This window comes from Arthrobacter sp. 01T428 (assembly GCF_056398685.1).
The window spans coordinates 89,361-106,110 of the sequence record NZ_JBFTPW010000012.1 but is presented as its reverse complement, the minus strand read 5'-3'; the positions used below and the strand labels follow the sequence as shown (position 1 = coordinate 106,110).

10 protein-coding genes are annotated in these 16,750 nt (G+C 66.8%); 9 read left to right on the top strand and 1 reads right to left on the bottom strand.

Annotated elements, in window-relative coordinates:
- The first annotated feature begins 145 nt into the window (after positions 1-145).
- The 9 genes from AC1DJB_RS14720 (at position 146) to AC1DJB_RS14680 (ending at position 15,720) form a co-directional block, all read left to right on the top strand.
- Positions 146-1,669, top strand: a complete 1,524-nt coding sequence (locus AC1DJB_RS14720; protein ID WP_441433155.1) for an ABC transporter substrate-binding protein — start codon at positions 146-148, stop codon at positions 1,667-1,669.
- Positions 1,670-1,753: 84 nt separating this feature from the next.
- The gene (locus AC1DJB_RS14715; protein ID WP_059388463.1) at positions 1,754-2,695 is read left to right on the top strand and encodes an ABC transporter permease; all 942 of its coding nucleotides are present in this window, start codon (positions 1,754-1,756) and stop codon (positions 2,693-2,695) included.
- Positions 2,692-4,554, top strand: coding sequence for a dipeptide/oligopeptide/nickel ABC transporter permease/ATP-binding protein (locus AC1DJB_RS14710; protein WP_476910552.1), 1,863 nt, complete (start codon positions 2,692-2,694; stop codon positions 4,552-4,554). The genes AC1DJB_RS14715 and AC1DJB_RS14710 overlap by 4 nt, the downstream gene beginning before the upstream one ends.
- Positions 4,551-5,411 (top strand): ATP-binding cassette domain-containing protein, encoded by an 861-nt coding sequence (locus tag AC1DJB_RS14705; RefSeq protein ID WP_284991948.1) that lies wholly within the window; start codon positions 4,551-4,553, stop codon positions 5,409-5,411. The genes AC1DJB_RS14710 and AC1DJB_RS14705 overlap by 4 nt, the downstream gene beginning before the upstream one ends.
- 53 nt (positions 5,412-5,464) lie before the next feature.
- On the top strand, positions 5,465-6,901 hold the full coding sequence (locus AC1DJB_RS14700) for a GH1 family beta-glucosidase (RefSeq protein ID WP_441437762.1): 1,437 nt from the start codon (positions 5,465-5,467) through the stop codon (positions 6,899-6,901).
- Entirely contained in the window at positions 6,898-9,414 is a 2,517-nt protein-coding gene (locus AC1DJB_RS14695; protein WP_441437763.1) for a beta-glucosidase family protein, read from the top strand. The genes AC1DJB_RS14700 and AC1DJB_RS14695 overlap by 4 nt, the downstream gene beginning before the upstream one ends.
- A complete protein-coding gene (locus tag AC1DJB_RS14690; protein ID WP_441433159.1) occupies positions 9,411-10,940 on the top strand; it encodes a glycoside hydrolase family 43 protein in 1,530 nt (509 codons plus the stop codon). The genes AC1DJB_RS14695 and AC1DJB_RS14690 overlap by 4 nt, the downstream gene beginning before the upstream one ends.
- A gap of 44 nt (positions 10,941-10,984) precedes the next feature.
- Positions 10,985-13,918 carry a family 78 glycoside hydrolase catalytic domain gene (locus tag AC1DJB_RS14685; protein WP_441433160.1) on the top strand — a complete coding sequence of 978 codons (2,934 nt, stop codon included), beginning with the start codon at positions 10,985-10,987 and terminating at the stop codon, positions 13,916-13,918.
- A 29-nt stretch (positions 13,919-13,947) separates the two neighbouring features.
- Positions 13,948-15,720: a DUF5605 domain-containing protein gene (locus AC1DJB_RS14680; protein WP_441437764.1), complete on the top strand. Its 1,773-nt coding sequence runs from the start codon at positions 13,948-13,950 to the stop codon at positions 15,718-15,720.
- A 6-nt stretch (positions 15,721-15,726) separates the two neighbouring features.
- Here the strand turns inward: AC1DJB_RS14680 and hutG are convergent, their stop codons facing one another.
- Complete coding sequence (hutG, locus tag AC1DJB_RS14675) at positions 15,727-16,707, bottom strand: formimidoylglutamase (protein WP_441437765.1); 981 nt, start codon at positions 16,705-16,707, stop codon at positions 15,727-15,729.
- Positions 16,708-16,750 lie beyond the last annotated feature (43 nt).

The window sequence follows — 16,750 nt, the reverse complement described above, 5'->3', positions numbered from 1 at the left end:
ATTGGTCAACCACTGTGCGCATCGTCACATTTCATAACGATTCAAAAAGTTCGGCTAAAACCTAGTGGTCACTAGGTTTTTGATGTTACGGTCTTTCCCAATGGCCGTCCATGGTGGACGCCACTGATCGTGAAAGGGACCAAAGATGTTCCGATCCAAGCGAATGGCCGCAGTCATTGCGGCTGTTGCCCTGGGGCTCACTGCTTGTGGTGGTGGCGGAGCCGCCGCCCCCCAGGACCAGTCCTCCCAAACCCTGACCCTGGGCGCGCTGTTGGCGCCCAAGACCTTCGCTGCAAACCAGTCCGAGTTCGCCAACCTGTCGCCGTTCTACCAAGCCGTGTACGACACTTTGATCCGGATGAAGCCGGATGGCTCGCTCGTGCCGATGCTGGCCAAAGACTGGAAGTACAACGCGGACAAGACCGTCCTGACGCTCACCCTGCGTGACGACGTCAAGTTCACCGATGGCACCCCCTTCAATGCCGACGCCGCGAAGCAGAACCTTGAGCGCTTCAAGGCAGGAACGTCTCCGGATGCACAGTTCATGGCGGCACTGAAGACTGCCAAAGCCGTGGACGCAACCACGCTGGAACTGACCCTGTCCGCCCCGGACCCGGCGTTCCTGAACTACCTGTCCAAGGACGCGTCCTTCATGCAGAGCCCGGCGTCCTTCGGCAACGCCGACATCGCCACCAAACCCGTCGGCTCCGGTCCGTATGTGCTGGATACCGCCGCCACCGTGACCGGCACGTCCTACAGCTACCACCGCAACCCGAATTACTGGGACAAGAGTTTGGTGCACTACGACAACCTTGTCCTCAACGTCTACGGTGACCAGACCTCCCTGCTGAACGCCATCAAGTCCGGACAGCTCAACGCCGCCAACACCGCCGACAACAACACGCTCACCGAGATCCAGGCTGCCGGGTACAAGGTCAACCCACTCCAGCTGAACTGGGCAGGGCTCATCCTGTTTGACCGGGCCGGAACCACCAACCCCGCGCTCAAGGACATCCGCGTCCGGCAGGCACTCAACTACGCCTTCGACACCAAGGCGATGCTGCAGTCAATCGGCCAGGGCTATGGCGAGCTGACCACCCAGGTGTTCCCGCCGTCGTCGGCTGCCTATGACAAGTCCCTGGACTCCCGCTACGCCTACAACCCTGCCAAGGCCAAGGAACTGCTTGCCCAGGCCGGATACGCCAGCGGGCTGACCCTGAAGCTGCCGTCCTCGGCGCTCATGGGCAACACCCTCCCTGCGCTCATCACGCAGCAGCTCAAGGACATCGGCATCACGGCGGAGTTCACGGACACGGGCAACAACTTCATCGCCGACCTCCTGGCACCGAAGTATGGCGTGAGTTACATGATCCTGGAGCAGCAGTCCGACTGGCAGCTGATCAACATGAAGATCGCTCCCGGTGCCCCGTGGAACCCGTACAAGTACGAGGACCCGAAGGTGGACGAGCTGATCAACAAGATCCATGTCGGTTCTACGGATGAGCAGACGGCCGCCGCGAAGGAACTGAACAAATACATCGTGGAGCAGGCATGGTTCGCTCCGTGGTACCGCCCGCAGTCCAGCTTCGTCACCGACGCCAAGACCAAGGTCGAGGTCCAGACGGGTAACGCCTACCCGTTCATCTGGTCCTTCTCTCCCGCCTCCTAGCGGACAGCCGCCGGGACCGGACCACGTGCTGACACAAGCGGCCCGGCTCCGGCGGCCCCAGGAACCTTCCCTTAAGGAACTTTGATGTACCGTTTCGTGCTGCGCCGCCTGCTTTCGGGCGTCCTCCTGCTGTTCGTCATTACAACGGTCGCCTACTTGCTGCTGTACGCGGGTGGCGGCGATATCGCCCGCCGCATCGTGGGCCCCACAGCCAGCCAGGCCCAGGTGACCCTGAAGGCTTCCCAGCTGGGCCTGAACCGCCCGCTCGTGGTCCAGTACTGGGATTGGCTCACCCACGCCGTCACCGGCGACCTTGGACGCTCGTGGTTCAACGGCCAGCTGGTCAGCACCGGCGTCACCAGCCGGGTATCGGTGACCCTCTCCCTGGTGTTGGGCGCCACCATCATCGCGGCCGTGATCTCCGTGGTCATCGCTGTCCTGGCCGCAGTGCGCCGGGGCTGGGTGGACCGCGTGGTCCAGTTCGTGGGCGTCCTGGGATTCGCGATTCCCGGCTTCCTCATCGCTTTGGGACTCGTGTCCCTGTTCGCTTTGAACCTCAAGTGGTTCAAGGCCACCGGCTATGTACCGATTACGACGTCGTTCGGCGGCTGGGCGGCTACGGTCACCTTGCCGATCATCGCCCTTTCGATCGGCTGTATCGCCTCGGTGGTCCAGCAGGTCCGGGGATCCCTGATCGATGCGCTCCGCCAGGACTATGTCCGCACGCTCCGGGCCCGCGGCCTCTCCTTCAACCGGGTGGTGTACAGGCACGTGCTGCGCAACGCCGGCGGTCCTGCGCTGGCTGTCCTCGCGGTCCAGTTCATCGGCCTGCTCGGCGGTGCCGTGATCGTTGAACAGATCTTCGCCCTGCCCGGCCTCGGGCAGATCGCCGTTGCCGCCACCAGCCAGGGGGACATCCCGGTGGTGATGGGCGTCGTCGTCGCCACCGCCGCCATCGTGGTGATCGTCAACCTCATCATCGACCTCGCCCAAGGCTGGCTCAACCCGAAAGTTCGGCTGTCATGATCGACACTTCCATCGCACTGTCCACCCAGGCAGCCAAAGTCTCCTTGTTCCGCAAGCTCCTCACGAACCCCACCGGCGCCGTATCCATGCTGGTCCTCGCGGTCGTGGCTTTGGCCGCGGTGCTGGCACCTGTGCTCGCAACGCACGACCCAGGGCTGGCCAGCCTGCAGGCGGTCCTGGCCAAGTCCGGCCCTGACCACGTGCTGGGTGCGGACAGTGCCGGCCGTGACGTCTTCAGTCGTCTGCTCTTCGCTGGACAGTTCAGCTTGGCCGGGGCGCTGTTGGCGCTGGTTGTCGCCGTCGCGATCGGCGTCACGGGCGGCCTGGTGGCCGGATACTACGGCGGCTGGTTCGATTCGGTATCCTCATGGCTCACCGGCCTGCTCATGGCGATGCCCGGCATCGTCATCCTGCTGGCCGCGCGGGCCGTCGTGGGGCCATCGATGTGGTTGTCCATGATGATCTTCGGCGTCCTGCTTTCCCCGGCCTACTTCCGCTTGGTGTACGCCTGCGTGACGGCGGTGCGCAACGAACTGTACGTCGACGCGGCACGGGTCTCCGGGCTCAGTGATTTCCGGATCATCGGCCGCCACATCCTCACCGTGGTGCGCGCACCCGTCATCATCCAGTCCGCCATGGTCCTTGGCATCGCCATCGCCATCCAGGCCGGCCTGGAATTCCTCGGCTTGGGCGACGTCAACATCCCCACGTGGGGGAGCATGCTCAACGACGGCTTCATCAACCTCTACAAGGCACCCACCCTTGTCCTGTGGCCAAGCCTCGTCCTCGGCGTCGTCTGCATCGCGCTGACCCTGCTGGCCAATGCGATGCGCGACGAACTCGAGCGCAGCCGCGGGCCGGTCAAGCGCCGCCGCAAGGGGGCCGCCGTCGTCGACGCCGCAGAAGCCGCCGCCAAGCGCGGCGAGCCGGCCGTGGTGCATCCCGAAACACCCGCCGGTGCACGCACTGCTAACGCCGGTGAAGTCATCCTGGAGGTCACCGACCTTGGCATCGGCTACGACCAGCCCGATGGTTCCACCACCCACGTGGTGAACCATGTGGGCCTCACGGTCCGCCGGGGCGAGGTTCACGGGCTGGTGGGCGAGTCCGGCTCGGGCAAGACCCAGACCGCCTTCTCTATCCTCCGGCTCCTGCCGCAGGGCGGACGCGTCACCGGCGGCTCCATCATCTTCGACGGCACGGACCTGGCCCGCCTCTCGGAAAAGGAAATGACGAAGGTCCGCGGCCAGCGCATCGCCTATATCCCGCAGGAACCCATGAGCAACCTGGACGCCGCCTTCACGATCGGCAGCCAGCTCATGGAGCCCATGCGGGTATGCCTCGGCATCTCCAAGGCGGAAGCCCGGAAGCGTGCACTGGCCCTGCTGGCCAAAGTGGGGATTCCCCACCCCGAACGGACCTTCAACGCCTATCCGCATGAAATCTCCGGAGGCATGGCGCAGCGGGTGCTGATCGCCGGCGCGGTCTCCTGTGAGCCGGACTTGCTTATCGCGGACGAGCCCACCACTGCATTGGACGTCACGGTGCGGGCCGAAGTGCTTGACCTGCTGCGCGAACTCCAGGACGAGCTGAAAATGGGCGTCATCCTGGTGACCCACAACTTCGGTGTCGTCGCCGATCTGTGCGACCGCGTGACCGTGATGCAGACAGGCCGTGTCGTGGAAACCGGGCCCGTCCGGACCATCTTCAAGGACGCCCGCCACCCGTACACCCGGCAACTGTTGGAAGCGATCCTCGAGGATGCGGCACCGCGCGGCCCGCTGGGCGCCGCTGGTCCCCGCACAAACGGTGCAAGCACCGACGGATCCCTCACCAGCCTGACAGGAGTGAAGCCATGACCGAAACACTGCTCGACGTCCGGGACGTCGTCGTCGAATATCCCCTCAAGGGCTTCCGGAAGGAACCGTTCAAGGCCCTCAAGGGCGTTTCCCTCGACATCCGCCCCGGCGAGACGGTGGGCCTGGTGGGGGAGTCGGGCTCCGGCAAGACCACGCTGGGCCGCGCCGTGCTGGGGCTCGCCCCGGTCACCGGGGGAAGCATCAAGTACCGCGGCCAGGAAATCTCCCAAGCCACGCGCGCCCAGCGCAAGGAGCTCAGCCACGAGATCCAGGTGGTGTTCCAGGATCCGTACACCTCGCTCAACCCGTCCATGACCATCGAGCAGATCCTCACCGAGCCGCTCACGGTCCGGAAAGTGGAACGCCAGGCCGCCAACAAGCGGGTCGCCGAGCTGCTGGACCAGGTCCGGTTGCCGCACGGCGCCGCCCACCGGCTGCCGCGCGAGTTCTCCGGCGGGCAGCGCCAACGCATCGCCATCGCCCGGGCCCTGGCACTGGATCCGAAGCTGATTGTGTGCGACGAACCCGTCTCGGCCCTGGACCTCTCCACCCAAGCCACGGTGCTGGACCTTTTCATCGAGATCCAGGAACGCACCGGCGTCGCCTACCTCTTCGTCTCGCACGACCTCGCGGTGGTCCGCCACCTCAGCCACCGCGTCGCCGTGATGTATCACGGCGAAATCGTCGAATGGGGCGACGGCGGGCAAGTCACCGGAGAACCGGAGCATCCCTACACCCAGAGGCTCTTCATGGCCGCCCCGGTCCCCGATCCGGACCGGCAAGCCCAGCGCCGCGCCGACCGCCTGCGCTTGCTGGACATCCAGCACCAGCAGAACGTCCAGGCCGGCGTGGCCTGACCCGCTGCCAGCCCCACCTTCAGAACAAACACAGACCCACGAAAGGCGAGCCCATGACTCAGCCGCCACTGTCCGCGAGCCCGGCACTCTCCCCGGCCGCAACGTTTCCTGCCGACTTCGCCTGGGGCGTGGCCACCGCCGCGTACCAAATCGAAGGTGCCGTCAACGAGGGCGGACGCGGCCAGAGCATCTGGGACACCTTCTCCCACGAGCCGGGCACCACCATCCACGGTGACAACGGGGACATCGCCTGCGACCACTTCCACCGCTGGGAAGAGGATCTTGACCTTATGGCAGAACTGGGCATCCCCTCTTACCGGCTGTCCTTGTCCTGGTCCCGGCTGCAGCCCACCGGCGTCGGCCCTCTCAACCCGGAAGGCGTGCGCTTTTACCGTGAGCTGCTGGCGGGCTGCGCAGCCCGCAGCATCACCCCGTACGTGACGCTCTACCACTGGGACCTCCCGCAAACACTGCAGGACGACGGCGGTTGGCCGGCCCGGCACACGGCCTACCGTTTCGCGGAGTACTCCGGACTCGTGGCCGAGGCCCTGGGTGACCTCGCCGAGCACTGGATCACCATCAACGAGCCGATGTGCGCGGCCTTCCTTGGCCACTCCTGGGGCATGCAGGCCCCAGGCATCAAGGACGACCGCCTCGCCGTGCGCGCAGCCCATCACTTGCTCCTGGCCCATGGCTTGGCGCTGGCCGAATTCCGTGCCCGCCGCCCCGAGGCCAAAGTGGGCATCACCAATATCATCGGCAACCTCAACCCGGCCAGCGATTCCGAAGCCGACCGCAAGGCCACGGAATACTGGGACGCCGTCAGCAACCGGATCTTCCTGGACCCCGTCTACCGGGGCCGCTACGCCGAGTCCACCATCGGGGCCTACGGCCAGTACGGGCTGACCGCCACCGGCGAGGGAGCTTCGGCCGAAGACCTCGTCCAACCCGGAGACCTGGCCATCATCTCGGCACCCGGGGACTTTGCCGGAATCAACCACTACACCAACATGCTGGTTTCCGCGGACGAAGCAGCCCCTGGAGGGGCAAGCTGGACGCACGTGCTGCCAGCGCCGTCGTCGTTCGGTTGGTCCAATACGCCCGTGGCACTCAAGGCGGTACTCAAGCGGGTCGCCGCTGAGTACACCTCCCTTCCTCTATACGTCACGGAAAACGGCGCCACGTTCCACGACTACGTGGATCCGAACGGCGAGGTCCGCGACCCCGAACGCATCGACTACCTGCGCGGCTACCTTTCCGCGGTAGGCGAGGCGATCGCCGACGGCGTGGACGTCCGCGGCTACTTCGCGTGGTCCTTCATGGACAACTTCGAATGGGCCGAAGGCTACGACAAACGCTTCGGCCTGGTCTACGTGGACTACGGCACCCAGGCCCGCATCCCCAAGTGGAGCGCGTACTGGTACCGGGACATCATTGCCGCCCAGCGCGAAGCCGCCGTAGCCGCAGCCACCACGGGTGCCATCGCATGAGCATCGACACTTCATCTCCCAAGACAGACAAGAAAGCCACCATGGAACTCCTCACCGACCAGACCATCGACCAACGCCTCGAGTCCCTGCTGGCCCGGCTGAGCCTGGAGGAGAAGGTGCGGCTGCTGACGGGCCGGGATTTCTGGACCACGTGGCCGGTGGAGAAGATCGGGCTGCGGCGGATGTTGTTCTCGGATGGGCCTACCGGGGTGCGTGGCGAGGTGTGGGATGAGCGGCAGCCATCGATGAACTTCCCGTCCGCGACGGCGATCAGCTCGTCCTGGGATCCCGCGATGGCGGACCGTTTGGGGGCTGCCTCGGCGGTCGAGGCCCGCCGGAAGGGCGTCGACGTGGTGCTCGGCCCGACGATCAACCTGCACCGTTCCCCGCTGGGCGGCCGGCATTTCGAGGCGTTCAGCGAGGACCCGGTCCTGACCGCGGAGCTCGCGGCGGCGTATGTGGCCGGGGTGCAGCGCAACGGCGTCGGTGCGACCCCCAAGCATTACGTGGCCAATGACTCGGAGACGGACCGGTTCACCGTGGATGTGAAGGTGGCGGAGCGGCCCTTGCGGGAGCTGTACCTGCTGGCGTTCGAGAAGGCCATTGTGGACTCGAAGGCGTGGCTGGTGATGAGCGCGTACAACTCGGTCAACGGTGCCACGGCCACGGAGAACGAGCTGCTGGAAGCCCCGCTGAACACGGAGTGGGGTTTCGACGGCGTGGTGATCAGCGACTGGACCGCGGTGCGCAGCGTGGACAGCGCGAAGCACTCCCAGGACCTCGTGATGCCGGGTCCGGAGGGTCCGTGGGGTTCGGCGCTGGTGCTGGCGGTCAAGTGCGGCACGGTTCCGGAGGCCAGCATTGACCGGAAGGTGTTGCGGATCCTGCAGCTCGCGGCCCGGGTGGGCGCCTTGGAGGGTTTCGAACCCGTGGCAGCGGAGCCGGTGGAGCGGGAGGACCCGGTCGTGTTCGCCCGGGAGGCGTCCGTGGCCGGGACGGTGATGGTGAAGAACGACGGCGTGCTGCCGCTGGCTCCCGCCTCCGTGACCGGCGTCGCGGTGATCGGGCACAATGCCCGCCATGCCAGGACCCAGGGCGGCGGGTCCGCGACCGTGGTCCCGGAAAGGATCGTCACCCCGCTGGACGGGATCCGTGCCGTGTTCGGGCCGGAGAACGTCAGCTACACCGTGGGCGCGGTGGTGCAGGAAGGCATCGCCGAACTGCCCCTGGAACAGCTCAGGAACCCTGTCACGGGCGAGCCGGGGCTGAGGGTGCGCTTCTTTGCCTCCACTGGCAAGGAGCTGTTCGCGGAGGACCGCCGCTCCACCGCGCTGGTTTGGTTCGGCGGGGATGCCCCGATCGCGGAGTCTTCCATGGTCCAGTTCCATACCCACTACACGCCCGAGGAGACCGGCACCATCCGGCTGGGCTTCTCCACCGTGGGGCACGGGCGGATCTTCGTGGACGGGGTCCTGGCGCATGAGGCGTCCATCGAGGCCACGGGCACGGACCTGGGTGCGGCGTTCCTGGCCCCGCCCTCCGCTTCCGTCCCGGTCGAGGCCACGGCGGGTGTTCCGCTGGAAGTGACGGTGGAACTGGACCTCGCCGGGCGCGCCGGCGCCCTGGGCAACGCCCTGGCTGTGACCATCGGGCTCGAAGCGGACAACACCGACCCCGAGGCACTCATCAACGACGCCGTCGCCGCGGCCCGGGCGGCCGAGGTCGCCGTCGTCGTGGTCGGCACGAACTCGCGCGTCGAATCCGAAGGCTACGACCGCACCACCCTGGAGCTTCCGGGCCCGCAGGACCGCCTGGTCCGCGCCGTCGCGGCGGCCAACCCGCGCACCGTGGTGGTGGTGAACTCCGGGTCCCCGGTGCTGCTGCCCTGGCGGGACGAGGTGGCGGCGATCCTGATCGGGTACTTCGGCGGGCAGGAATTCGGCACCGCCCTCGCCGACATCCTCACCGGCGCGGCCGAGCCCGGCGGACGGCTCCCGACCACTTGGCCCGGGGCCCAGGAGGACGTGCCGGTCCTGAACACCACCCCGGACGCGAACGGGGAACTGGCCTACACCGAGGGGATCCACATCGGCTACCGGGCCTGGCTGAAGGCAGGAGCCGCTCCGGCCTACGAATTCGGGCACGGACTCGGCTTCACCCGTTGGACCCTCGACACAGCCGAAGCCCCCGCAGCGGCGGTGCCCGGCGCCGTCGTGCCCCTCACGGTGGCCCTCACCAACACCGGCACCCGCCCCGGCAAGCAGGTGGTGCAGGTTTACGCCGAACGGCCCGGCTCCGCCGTGGACCGTCCCGTGCGCTGGCTCGTCGCCTCCGCCCCCGTATGGGCCGAACCCGGGCAGACCTTCACCGCGGTGATCGACGTGCCCACCCGGCTGCTGGCCTACTGGGACAACGGCTGGACCTACGAACCCGGTGACTACCGCCTGCGCATCGGCACCTCCGTCACCGAACTGCCGCTCGAAACCGTTCTCACCCTTGGAGGCGCTGCATGAACTTCCCTAACCCACTGATTCCGGGCTTCAACCCCGATCCCAGCATCGTCAAGGTCGGCGAGGACTACTACCTCGCGACCTCCACCTTCGAATACCTCCCCGGCATCCCGATCTACCACAGCACCGACCTGGTCAACTGGGACCGGATCGGCCACGTGGTGGACCGGGAAGGGCAGCTCGACTCAACGGACGTGCCGACCCTTGGAGGCGCGTGGGCACCCACCATCCGTTTCCACGACGGCCTCTTCTACGTCGCTGTCACCGACGCCATGGCACGCGGGACCCTGGTGTTCACGGCAGAGGACCCTGCCGGGCCATGGAGCGACGGACTCGCCATTGAGGGCGCCATCGGCATCGACCAGGACCTTGCCTGGGACGAGGACGGCACCGCCTACATGACGTACTCGGGACTCGACACCGTCACCGGGAACATCGGCGAGCACGGCGGCATCCTCCAAGTCCGCGTGGATCTGGAAACCGGCAAGGCCGTTGAGGAGCCCCGCAGCGTGTGGTCCGGTATCGGGCTGATGTTCCCCGAAGCACCTCATCTGTACCGGCACGGCGACTACTGGTACCTCATGATCGCCGAGGGTGGCACCGAGCGCGGACACAGCGTCAGCATTGCCCGCGGAACGTCGCCGGCCGGTCCTTTCGAGGGCAACCCGGCCAACCCCATCTTGAGCGCCCGCAGCACCGAGCGTCCCATCCAGAACACTGGCCACGGCGACCTCGTGCAGACGCCCGACGGCGGCTGGGCCATGGTGCTCTTGGGCATGCGACCCAAGGGCATGACCCGGGCCTTCTCCGCCCTGGGCCGGGAAACCTTCATCACCCCGGTCACGTGGGAGGACGGCTGGCCCGTCGTCGAACCCGTCATCCTCAACCCCCGCCCGGGCGGCGGCGAGTTCGAGGACAACTTTGCGGAAACCGAGCTCGACGGCGGCTGGATCGCCGTGCGGCGATTCCCCGGCACGTTCGCCTCCACCGAGAAGAACCCCGGGCGCCTCACCCTGGTCAGCGACGGCGCCAGCCTGGACGATCCCCGGCCTTCCTTCCTGGGGCGCCGCCAGCGCTATCAGGTAGAGACCATCTCAGCACTGGTGGACACCGGATCGTCCGAGGACCTGGACCCCCTTGACGGGGGAAGGAATGCCGGCGGCCTTGCCGTTCGCTACGACGAGGCACACCACTATTCGATCGAACTGAGTGGAACCACCCTGACGGCGCGGGCCCGGATCTCCTCGATCGAACAAAGCTGGACGCGACAGGTTCCCGCCGGGCCGCTGGAACTCCGCATCGCAACCCGCCAGCCGGATTCGGGCGCGGGATTCGGGCACTTGAGCTCGGACACCGTCGCCCTCCAGGCAGTCGTCGACGGCGAACTGCTCACCTTGGCCGAACTGGACGGCCGCTACCTCTCGGCGGAAACCGCAGCCTCCTTCACGGGACGCGTTTCCGGCGTCTTCGCGAGCCGCGGCACGGTCACGTTCGACTGGTTCCGTAGCGAAGGCCGCGAACCACAGTAGAAACTCCGGCGCCTATCCACCCACCGCTTCCGAAAGGCCCCTCCGTGACATCAACATCCCTGGCACCGCAGCCAGCAGGTCTCCGCCAGGCTTCTGTCAGCCGGTTCAGCGCTGAGTACCGGACCGATACCGCCTTCGTGGCCAATCCGCGGCCGCGGCTCAGCTGGGTCGTCGCCACGGAGAGCACCGATTGGCAGCAGACCCGTGCCGAACTGCGGCTGACCCGTGCGGGGGCTGTCGAGTCGGCAGTGCACGAAGGCCCTGACTCGGTGCTGGTGGAGTGGCCTTTTGAGGCCATCGACGCCGGGGAGCAGGTGGCAGTCGAGGTGCGCGTCTCGGGGAACGACGGCGGCACCACGGCTTGGAGCGCACCCTTGGCTTTGGCGGGTGGCTACCTTGAAGGGCCGTGGCAGGCCGAAGCGATCAGCCTGCCCGTCCTTTCCCGGGCGGAGATTCCGCTCGGGCAGCCCGGCCAATTGCGGCACGAATTCACGGTGGGCACGGGCTTGGCCAAAGCCACCCTCTTCGCCACCGCGCACGGTGTCTACCAGGCCGAAATCAACGGCTCGGAAGTGGATGACCAGGTTCTGAAACCGGGCTGGACGGCTTACGCTGACCGCCTCAACCACGAAACCACCGACGTCACCGCGCTCCTTAAAACGGGGGCCAACGCCATTGGTGTGTGGCTCGCGGGAGGCTGGTACACCGAAAAGTACGGCTTCCACGGCTTCGCCACACCGTTCTACGGCGAGCAACCGGCCGTCAAAGTGGAACTGCATCTCGAATACGCCAACGGCACACGTCAAACCGTGGCCAGCGGCCCGGAGTGGCGGGGCACCACGGCGGGCCCACTCGTTTCCAGCGGCATCTACGCGGGGGAATCCTTCGATGCGCGGCGTATCGAGGCCGCCTGGTCATCGCCGGACTTCGACGATTCGCGCTGGCTTCCCGCTTGCTTGGACTCCGGAGCAGTGAATTCCAGGGCTGCGGACTCCAAGTCATGGGTGGAAGCAACTCCCGCCGTGGCGCCTCCGGTCCGTCGGATCGAAGAACTGCCGGTCCGGGAAATCCTGACCACGCCTTCCGGCGCCACCGTCCTGGACTTCGGCCAGAACCTGGTGGGCCGCCTCCGGATCCGGGTAAGCGGCGACGCGGGACGCCGGATCACACTCCGCCATGCTGAGGTCCTGGAGGATGGTGAACTGTCCCTCCGTCCGCTTCGCCTGGCTGCCGCTACGGACAGCTACACGCTCGCCGGCGGCGGGGAGGATTCCGGCGAGGAGGAGGAATGGGAGCCTCGCTTCACGTTCCACGGGTTCCGCTATGCACAAGTAGACAACTGGCCAGGCGAGCTGGACCCGGCGGCGATCACCGCCGTCGTCATCCACAACGACATGCGCCGCACCGGATGGTTCGAGTGCTCGGACTCGATGTTGAACCGCCTGCACGAGAACGCCCTGTGGGGAATGCGCGGCAACTTCCTGGCGCTGCCCACCGACTGCCCGCAGCGGGACGAGCGCCTTGGCTGGACCGGAGACATCCAGGTCTTCAGCCCGACGGCCAGCTACCTCTACGACTCCTTGGGGTTCCTCAGCTCCTGGCTGCAGGATCTCGCCCTCGAACAGAGCCACCGCAACGGTGTGGTGCCCATTGTGGTTCCTGCGGTGCTCGGCATGCTGGAATCGCCCGTGGCCGCCTGGGGTGACGCCGCCACGGTGGTTCCGTGGGTGCTCTATGAACGCTTCGGCGACCTCGGACTGCTGGGCCGGCAGTACCGAAGCATGTGCGATTGGGCTGATGCGTTGCTCCGCGTCCGGGACAGCTCCGGCTTGTGGCAGGGCCAAATGCAGCTGGGCGACTGGCTGGACCCGGCAGCACCGCCGGACAAGCCCGGCGCCGCCCGCACCCACGGCGACATCGTGGCCAGCGCCTACCTTTTCCGTTCCCTCGACCTCACGGCAAAGGCCGCGGCCGTGCTGGGCGCCGACGACGACCACGGCAAATACTCAACCCTCGCCGAAGACGTGCGCAGCGCGTTCCTCTCCGAATACGTCACGCCCTCCGGCCGCATGGTTTCGGATGCGCAAACGGCCTACTCGCTGGCTCTCATGTTCGGGATCAGCACGGATCCCGTCCAACGCCAGGCACTTGGTGACCGGCTCGCCGAACTCGTTCGGCTGGGCGGCTACAGGATCGCCACCGGTTTCGTCGGCACGCCCCTCATCGCGGACGCCCTGACGGTCACCGGGCACATGGAGGCTGCCGAGCGCTTGCTCACCCAGACCGAATGCCCCTCCTGGCTCTACCCGGTCACGCAGGGCGCCACCACCATCTGGGAACGCTGGGACTCCATCCTGGAGGACGGCACGGTCAACCCCGGCGAAATGACCTCCTTCAACCACTACGCGCTCGGCGCCATTGCCGACTGGATGCACCGGACCGTTGCTGGCCTGGCTCCTGCTGCGCCGGGCTACCGGAAACAGCACATCGCTCCGCGTCCGCTCCGCAGCCTGCAGCATGCCGGCACCTCACACGAGACGCCGTACGGCCTGGCCAGCGTGGCCTGGAAGCGTTCCGGCGAGCGGATCCTCGTGGAAGCCGTCGTGCCTCCGGGGACCACCGCCGTCGTTTCCTTGCCGGACGGATCCGAGGAGTTCGAGGTGGGATCCGGCCGGTACGCCTGGGACGTGCCCGACGTCGCTCCTGCCGCGGCGCACGGTGCCGTGTCCCTGGACTCGCCGCTGTCCGCCATCATGGACGATCCCGGGGCCTACGCGGCAGTGTGGCAGGCCATCGACGCGCACGATCCCGCCGCGGCAGCCCAATTCCGCAAGGACACCGTCTGGTACCGCCAGACGTCCCTGAACCAGGGGCTGATCTTCACTCCAGCGCCCATCAAGCGAGAGATCGGCTCCGCATTGTCGGCACTGAGCGGCACACGCACCGATGTCCCGTCCCTTGCTCCACGAGAACACTGACCTGAGTACCCTGAACCGAGAAGGCAAAGATGACCACTTTCACCGCTGAAAGCCCCCTGTACTTCGTGATGCGGCACGCCGAAGGAAACCGCATCCTGAGCGAACGCGTCCCCACGCTTGTGAACAGCCCGGCGCTGCACACGCTCTACTTCCACGAGGTGGGCACCATCCTCGGAACCGAGGAGGCCCTGCAGGGGAAGCCCGGGGAAACCGCGGAAATCCTGCGCCTCCTCGGCGAGTTGGAACCCGAGGATCTTGCAGCCCAGCGGGCCGCCGAGGCGGCGGCCGATCTTCCCGCCCCGGCTGGGGACTATGAGCCGGGCTCGGTGGTGCGCGGCAGCGCGGGGGCGGAGTACCCGACGACGGCGGCCGCCCTTGAGCGCTTCGAGCTCACCCTCGCCGGTCTCTCGCACGGCAACCCATTCACCGACGTCGAACTCCGTGCCGTGTTCACTTCTCCGTCAGGTGACACGCTCAGTGTGCCCGGTTTCTACGACGGCGACGGCTTGTACCGCGTGCGGTTGTTGGTGCCGGAGGCGGGGGAGTGGACGTTCACCACCACCAGCAACGCGCGCTCGCTGGACGGCGTTACCGGCGCGTTCACGGCCCGCGAGCCGGTTGCCGGGGCGAAGGGCGTGGTCCGGGTGGCCAAGACCTTCCACTTCGCCTATGAGGACGGCAGCCCGTACCTGCCCATCGGCACGACCTCCTACGCCTGGACCCATCAGGGCGATGCGCTGGAGAAGCAGACCCTGGATACGTTGGCGGCCGGTCCGTTCAACAAGATGCGCATGTGCGTTTTCCCGAAGTCCTACCTGTTCAACGAGAACGAGCCGGAGTTCTACCCCTTCGAAGGATCCCTCGCTGCCGGATTCGACTATGACCGGCCCAACCCGGAGTTCTACCGGCACCTGGAACACAGGATCGGGCAATTGGAGGAGCTGGGGATCGAGGCGGACCTCATCCTGTTCCACGCGTACGACCGCTGGGGTTTCTCCACGATGAGCCCGGGCCAGGATGACCGCTACCTGAAATATGTCGTGGCCCGGCTGGCTTCGCACCGGAACATCTGGTGGTCCCTGGCCAACGAGTACGATCTCCTGTTCCGCAAGACCACCGCGGACTGGGAGCGCTTCGCGGGCATCGTCCTGGCCAACGATCCCAGCGGGCACCTGCTGTCCATCCACAATTGCCATGCGTTCTACGACTACTCCCGGCCGTGGGTTACGCACAGCAGCATCCAGCGCCAGGACGTCCACAAGACGGCCGAATTCACCGGGGAATGGCGGGAGCGCTGGGGCAAACCGGTGGTCATCGACGAGTGCGCGTACGAGGGCAATATTGATCAGGGCTGGGGAAACATCACCGGCGAGGAAATGACCCGGCGGTTCTGGGAGGGGGCCGTCCGGGGCGGGTACGTGGGCCACGGCGAAACGTACATGCACCCTGCTGACGTGCTGTGGTGGGCCAAGGGCGGCGAATTCCATGGCAGCAGCCCGGAGCGGATCGCTTTCCTGCGCCGCATCCTCGAGGAAACCCCGGGCGGATTCCTTGAGCCTCTGCCGAGCGCCTGGGACGTCCCCACGGCCGGGATCCGGCACGAGTACGAAATCAGCTATTTCGGTTTCAACCAGCCCACCTACCGGAACTTCGTGATGCCCGCCGGCCGCCGTTACGAGGCGGACATCATCGACACCTGGAACATGAGCATCGACACCCTGCCGGACGCAGTGGAAGGGCGCTTCCGCGTGGAGCTCCCCGGCCGCCAGTTCATCGCCGTCAGGCTCCGCGCCGTCGGCTAACCCCGCCTACCCCAGCAGCGTGTTCACCAAGCGCGCGGCCACCTTGGCGGTCCGCGAGTCGATATCGAACTCGGGGTTGAGCTCGGCGACGTCCAGGTGCATGAGTTTTCCGCTCGTGGCAACTTGCTTGCACACCGCGCTGATAACGGGCAGCGGCACCCCATACGCCGCAGGCGCGCTCACCCCGGGAGCCACCGACGCCGGCAGCACGTCCAGGTCGATCGTCAGGTACAGCACGTCCACGCTGTCCAGGAACCGTGCCACAAAATCGTGCACGGCCTCCGCAGAGCAGTCCTCGTCCAGCAGGTACTTCACGCCCAGCCGGTCCGCCGTGTTGAAGAGGGTGCGCGTGTTGTTGGGCTCGGAGATTCCGACGACGGCGTAGTTCAGTTCGCGGCCCTCGGCGGCTTCCGCCCGGGCCATCTGCAGGAACGGCGTGCCTGAGCTTGGCACCGGTTCGTCCCGCAGGTCGAAGTGCGCGTCGAGGTTCAGGACTCCGAGGCGCTTGCCGCCCCTCACGGCCTCCGAGCCAGCCACACCCAGGTAGCTGGCGAAAGCAGTTTCGTGCCCGCCGCCGAGCAGCACCGTGAGCTTGCCGCCGTCGAGCAGTTCCGAAATCACGCGGCCCGCGCGCGCTTGGCCTGCCTCCAGGGAGCCAGCCTCCACCGAGCCGTCCTCCACAACCACGTCGCCGGCGTCGAACACGTCCCGGTCCAGATGGAAAGCCAGCGGACCCAGGGCCTGCCGTATAGCTTCCGGAGCGGCGGCGGCGCCGATACGGCCCTTATTGCGCCGCACGCCCTCGTCACTGCGGAAGCCCACGACGACGGCGGCCCGGGAGCCCGCGTCCCGCGCGCCGGGGGCGGCTGCATCGGGAGTGTGGGGCGCCACGGCCTGCCACCAGCGGCGGTGCTCATCGCCATCGCCGTCGAAGCGGCCGGTCCACGGCGTGGGGCGGACATCGGCAACAGCGCGGGAAATCTCCATGGTTAAAGCTCAACGCATGGCGGTACCGAAAAACATCGCTTGG

Coding starts and splice junctions, on each gene's coding strand:
- AC1DJB_RS14720 (WP_441433155.1), top strand. CDS start 146: ATGTTCCGATCCAAGCGAATGGCCGCAGTCATTGCGGCTGTTGCCCTG.
- AC1DJB_RS14715 (WP_059388463.1), top strand. CDS start 1,754: ATGTACCGTTTCGTGCTGCGCCGCCTGCTTTCGGGCGTCCTCCTGCTG.
- AC1DJB_RS14710 (WP_476910552.1), top strand. CDS start 2,692: ATGATCGACACTTCCATCGCACTGTCCACCCAGGCAGCCAAAGTCTCC.
- AC1DJB_RS14705 (WP_284991948.1), top strand. CDS start 4,551: ATGACCGAAACACTGCTCGACGTCCGGGACGTCGTCGTCGAATATCCC.
- AC1DJB_RS14700 (WP_441437762.1), top strand. CDS start 5,465: ATGACTCAGCCGCCACTGTCCGCGAGCCCGGCACTCTCCCCGGCCGCA.
- AC1DJB_RS14695 (WP_441437763.1), top strand. CDS start 6,898: ATGAGCATCGACACTTCATCTCCCAAGACAGACAAGAAAGCCACCATG.
- AC1DJB_RS14690 (WP_441433159.1), top strand. CDS start 9,411: ATGAACTTCCCTAACCCACTGATTCCGGGCTTCAACCCCGATCCCAGC.
- AC1DJB_RS14680 (WP_441437764.1), top strand. CDS start 13,948: ATGACCACTTTCACCGCTGAAAGCCCCCTGTACTTCGTGATGCGGCAC.
- hutG (WP_441437765.1), bottom strand. CDS start 16,707: ATGGAGATTTCCCGCGCTGTTGCCGATGTCCGCCCCACGCCGTGGACC.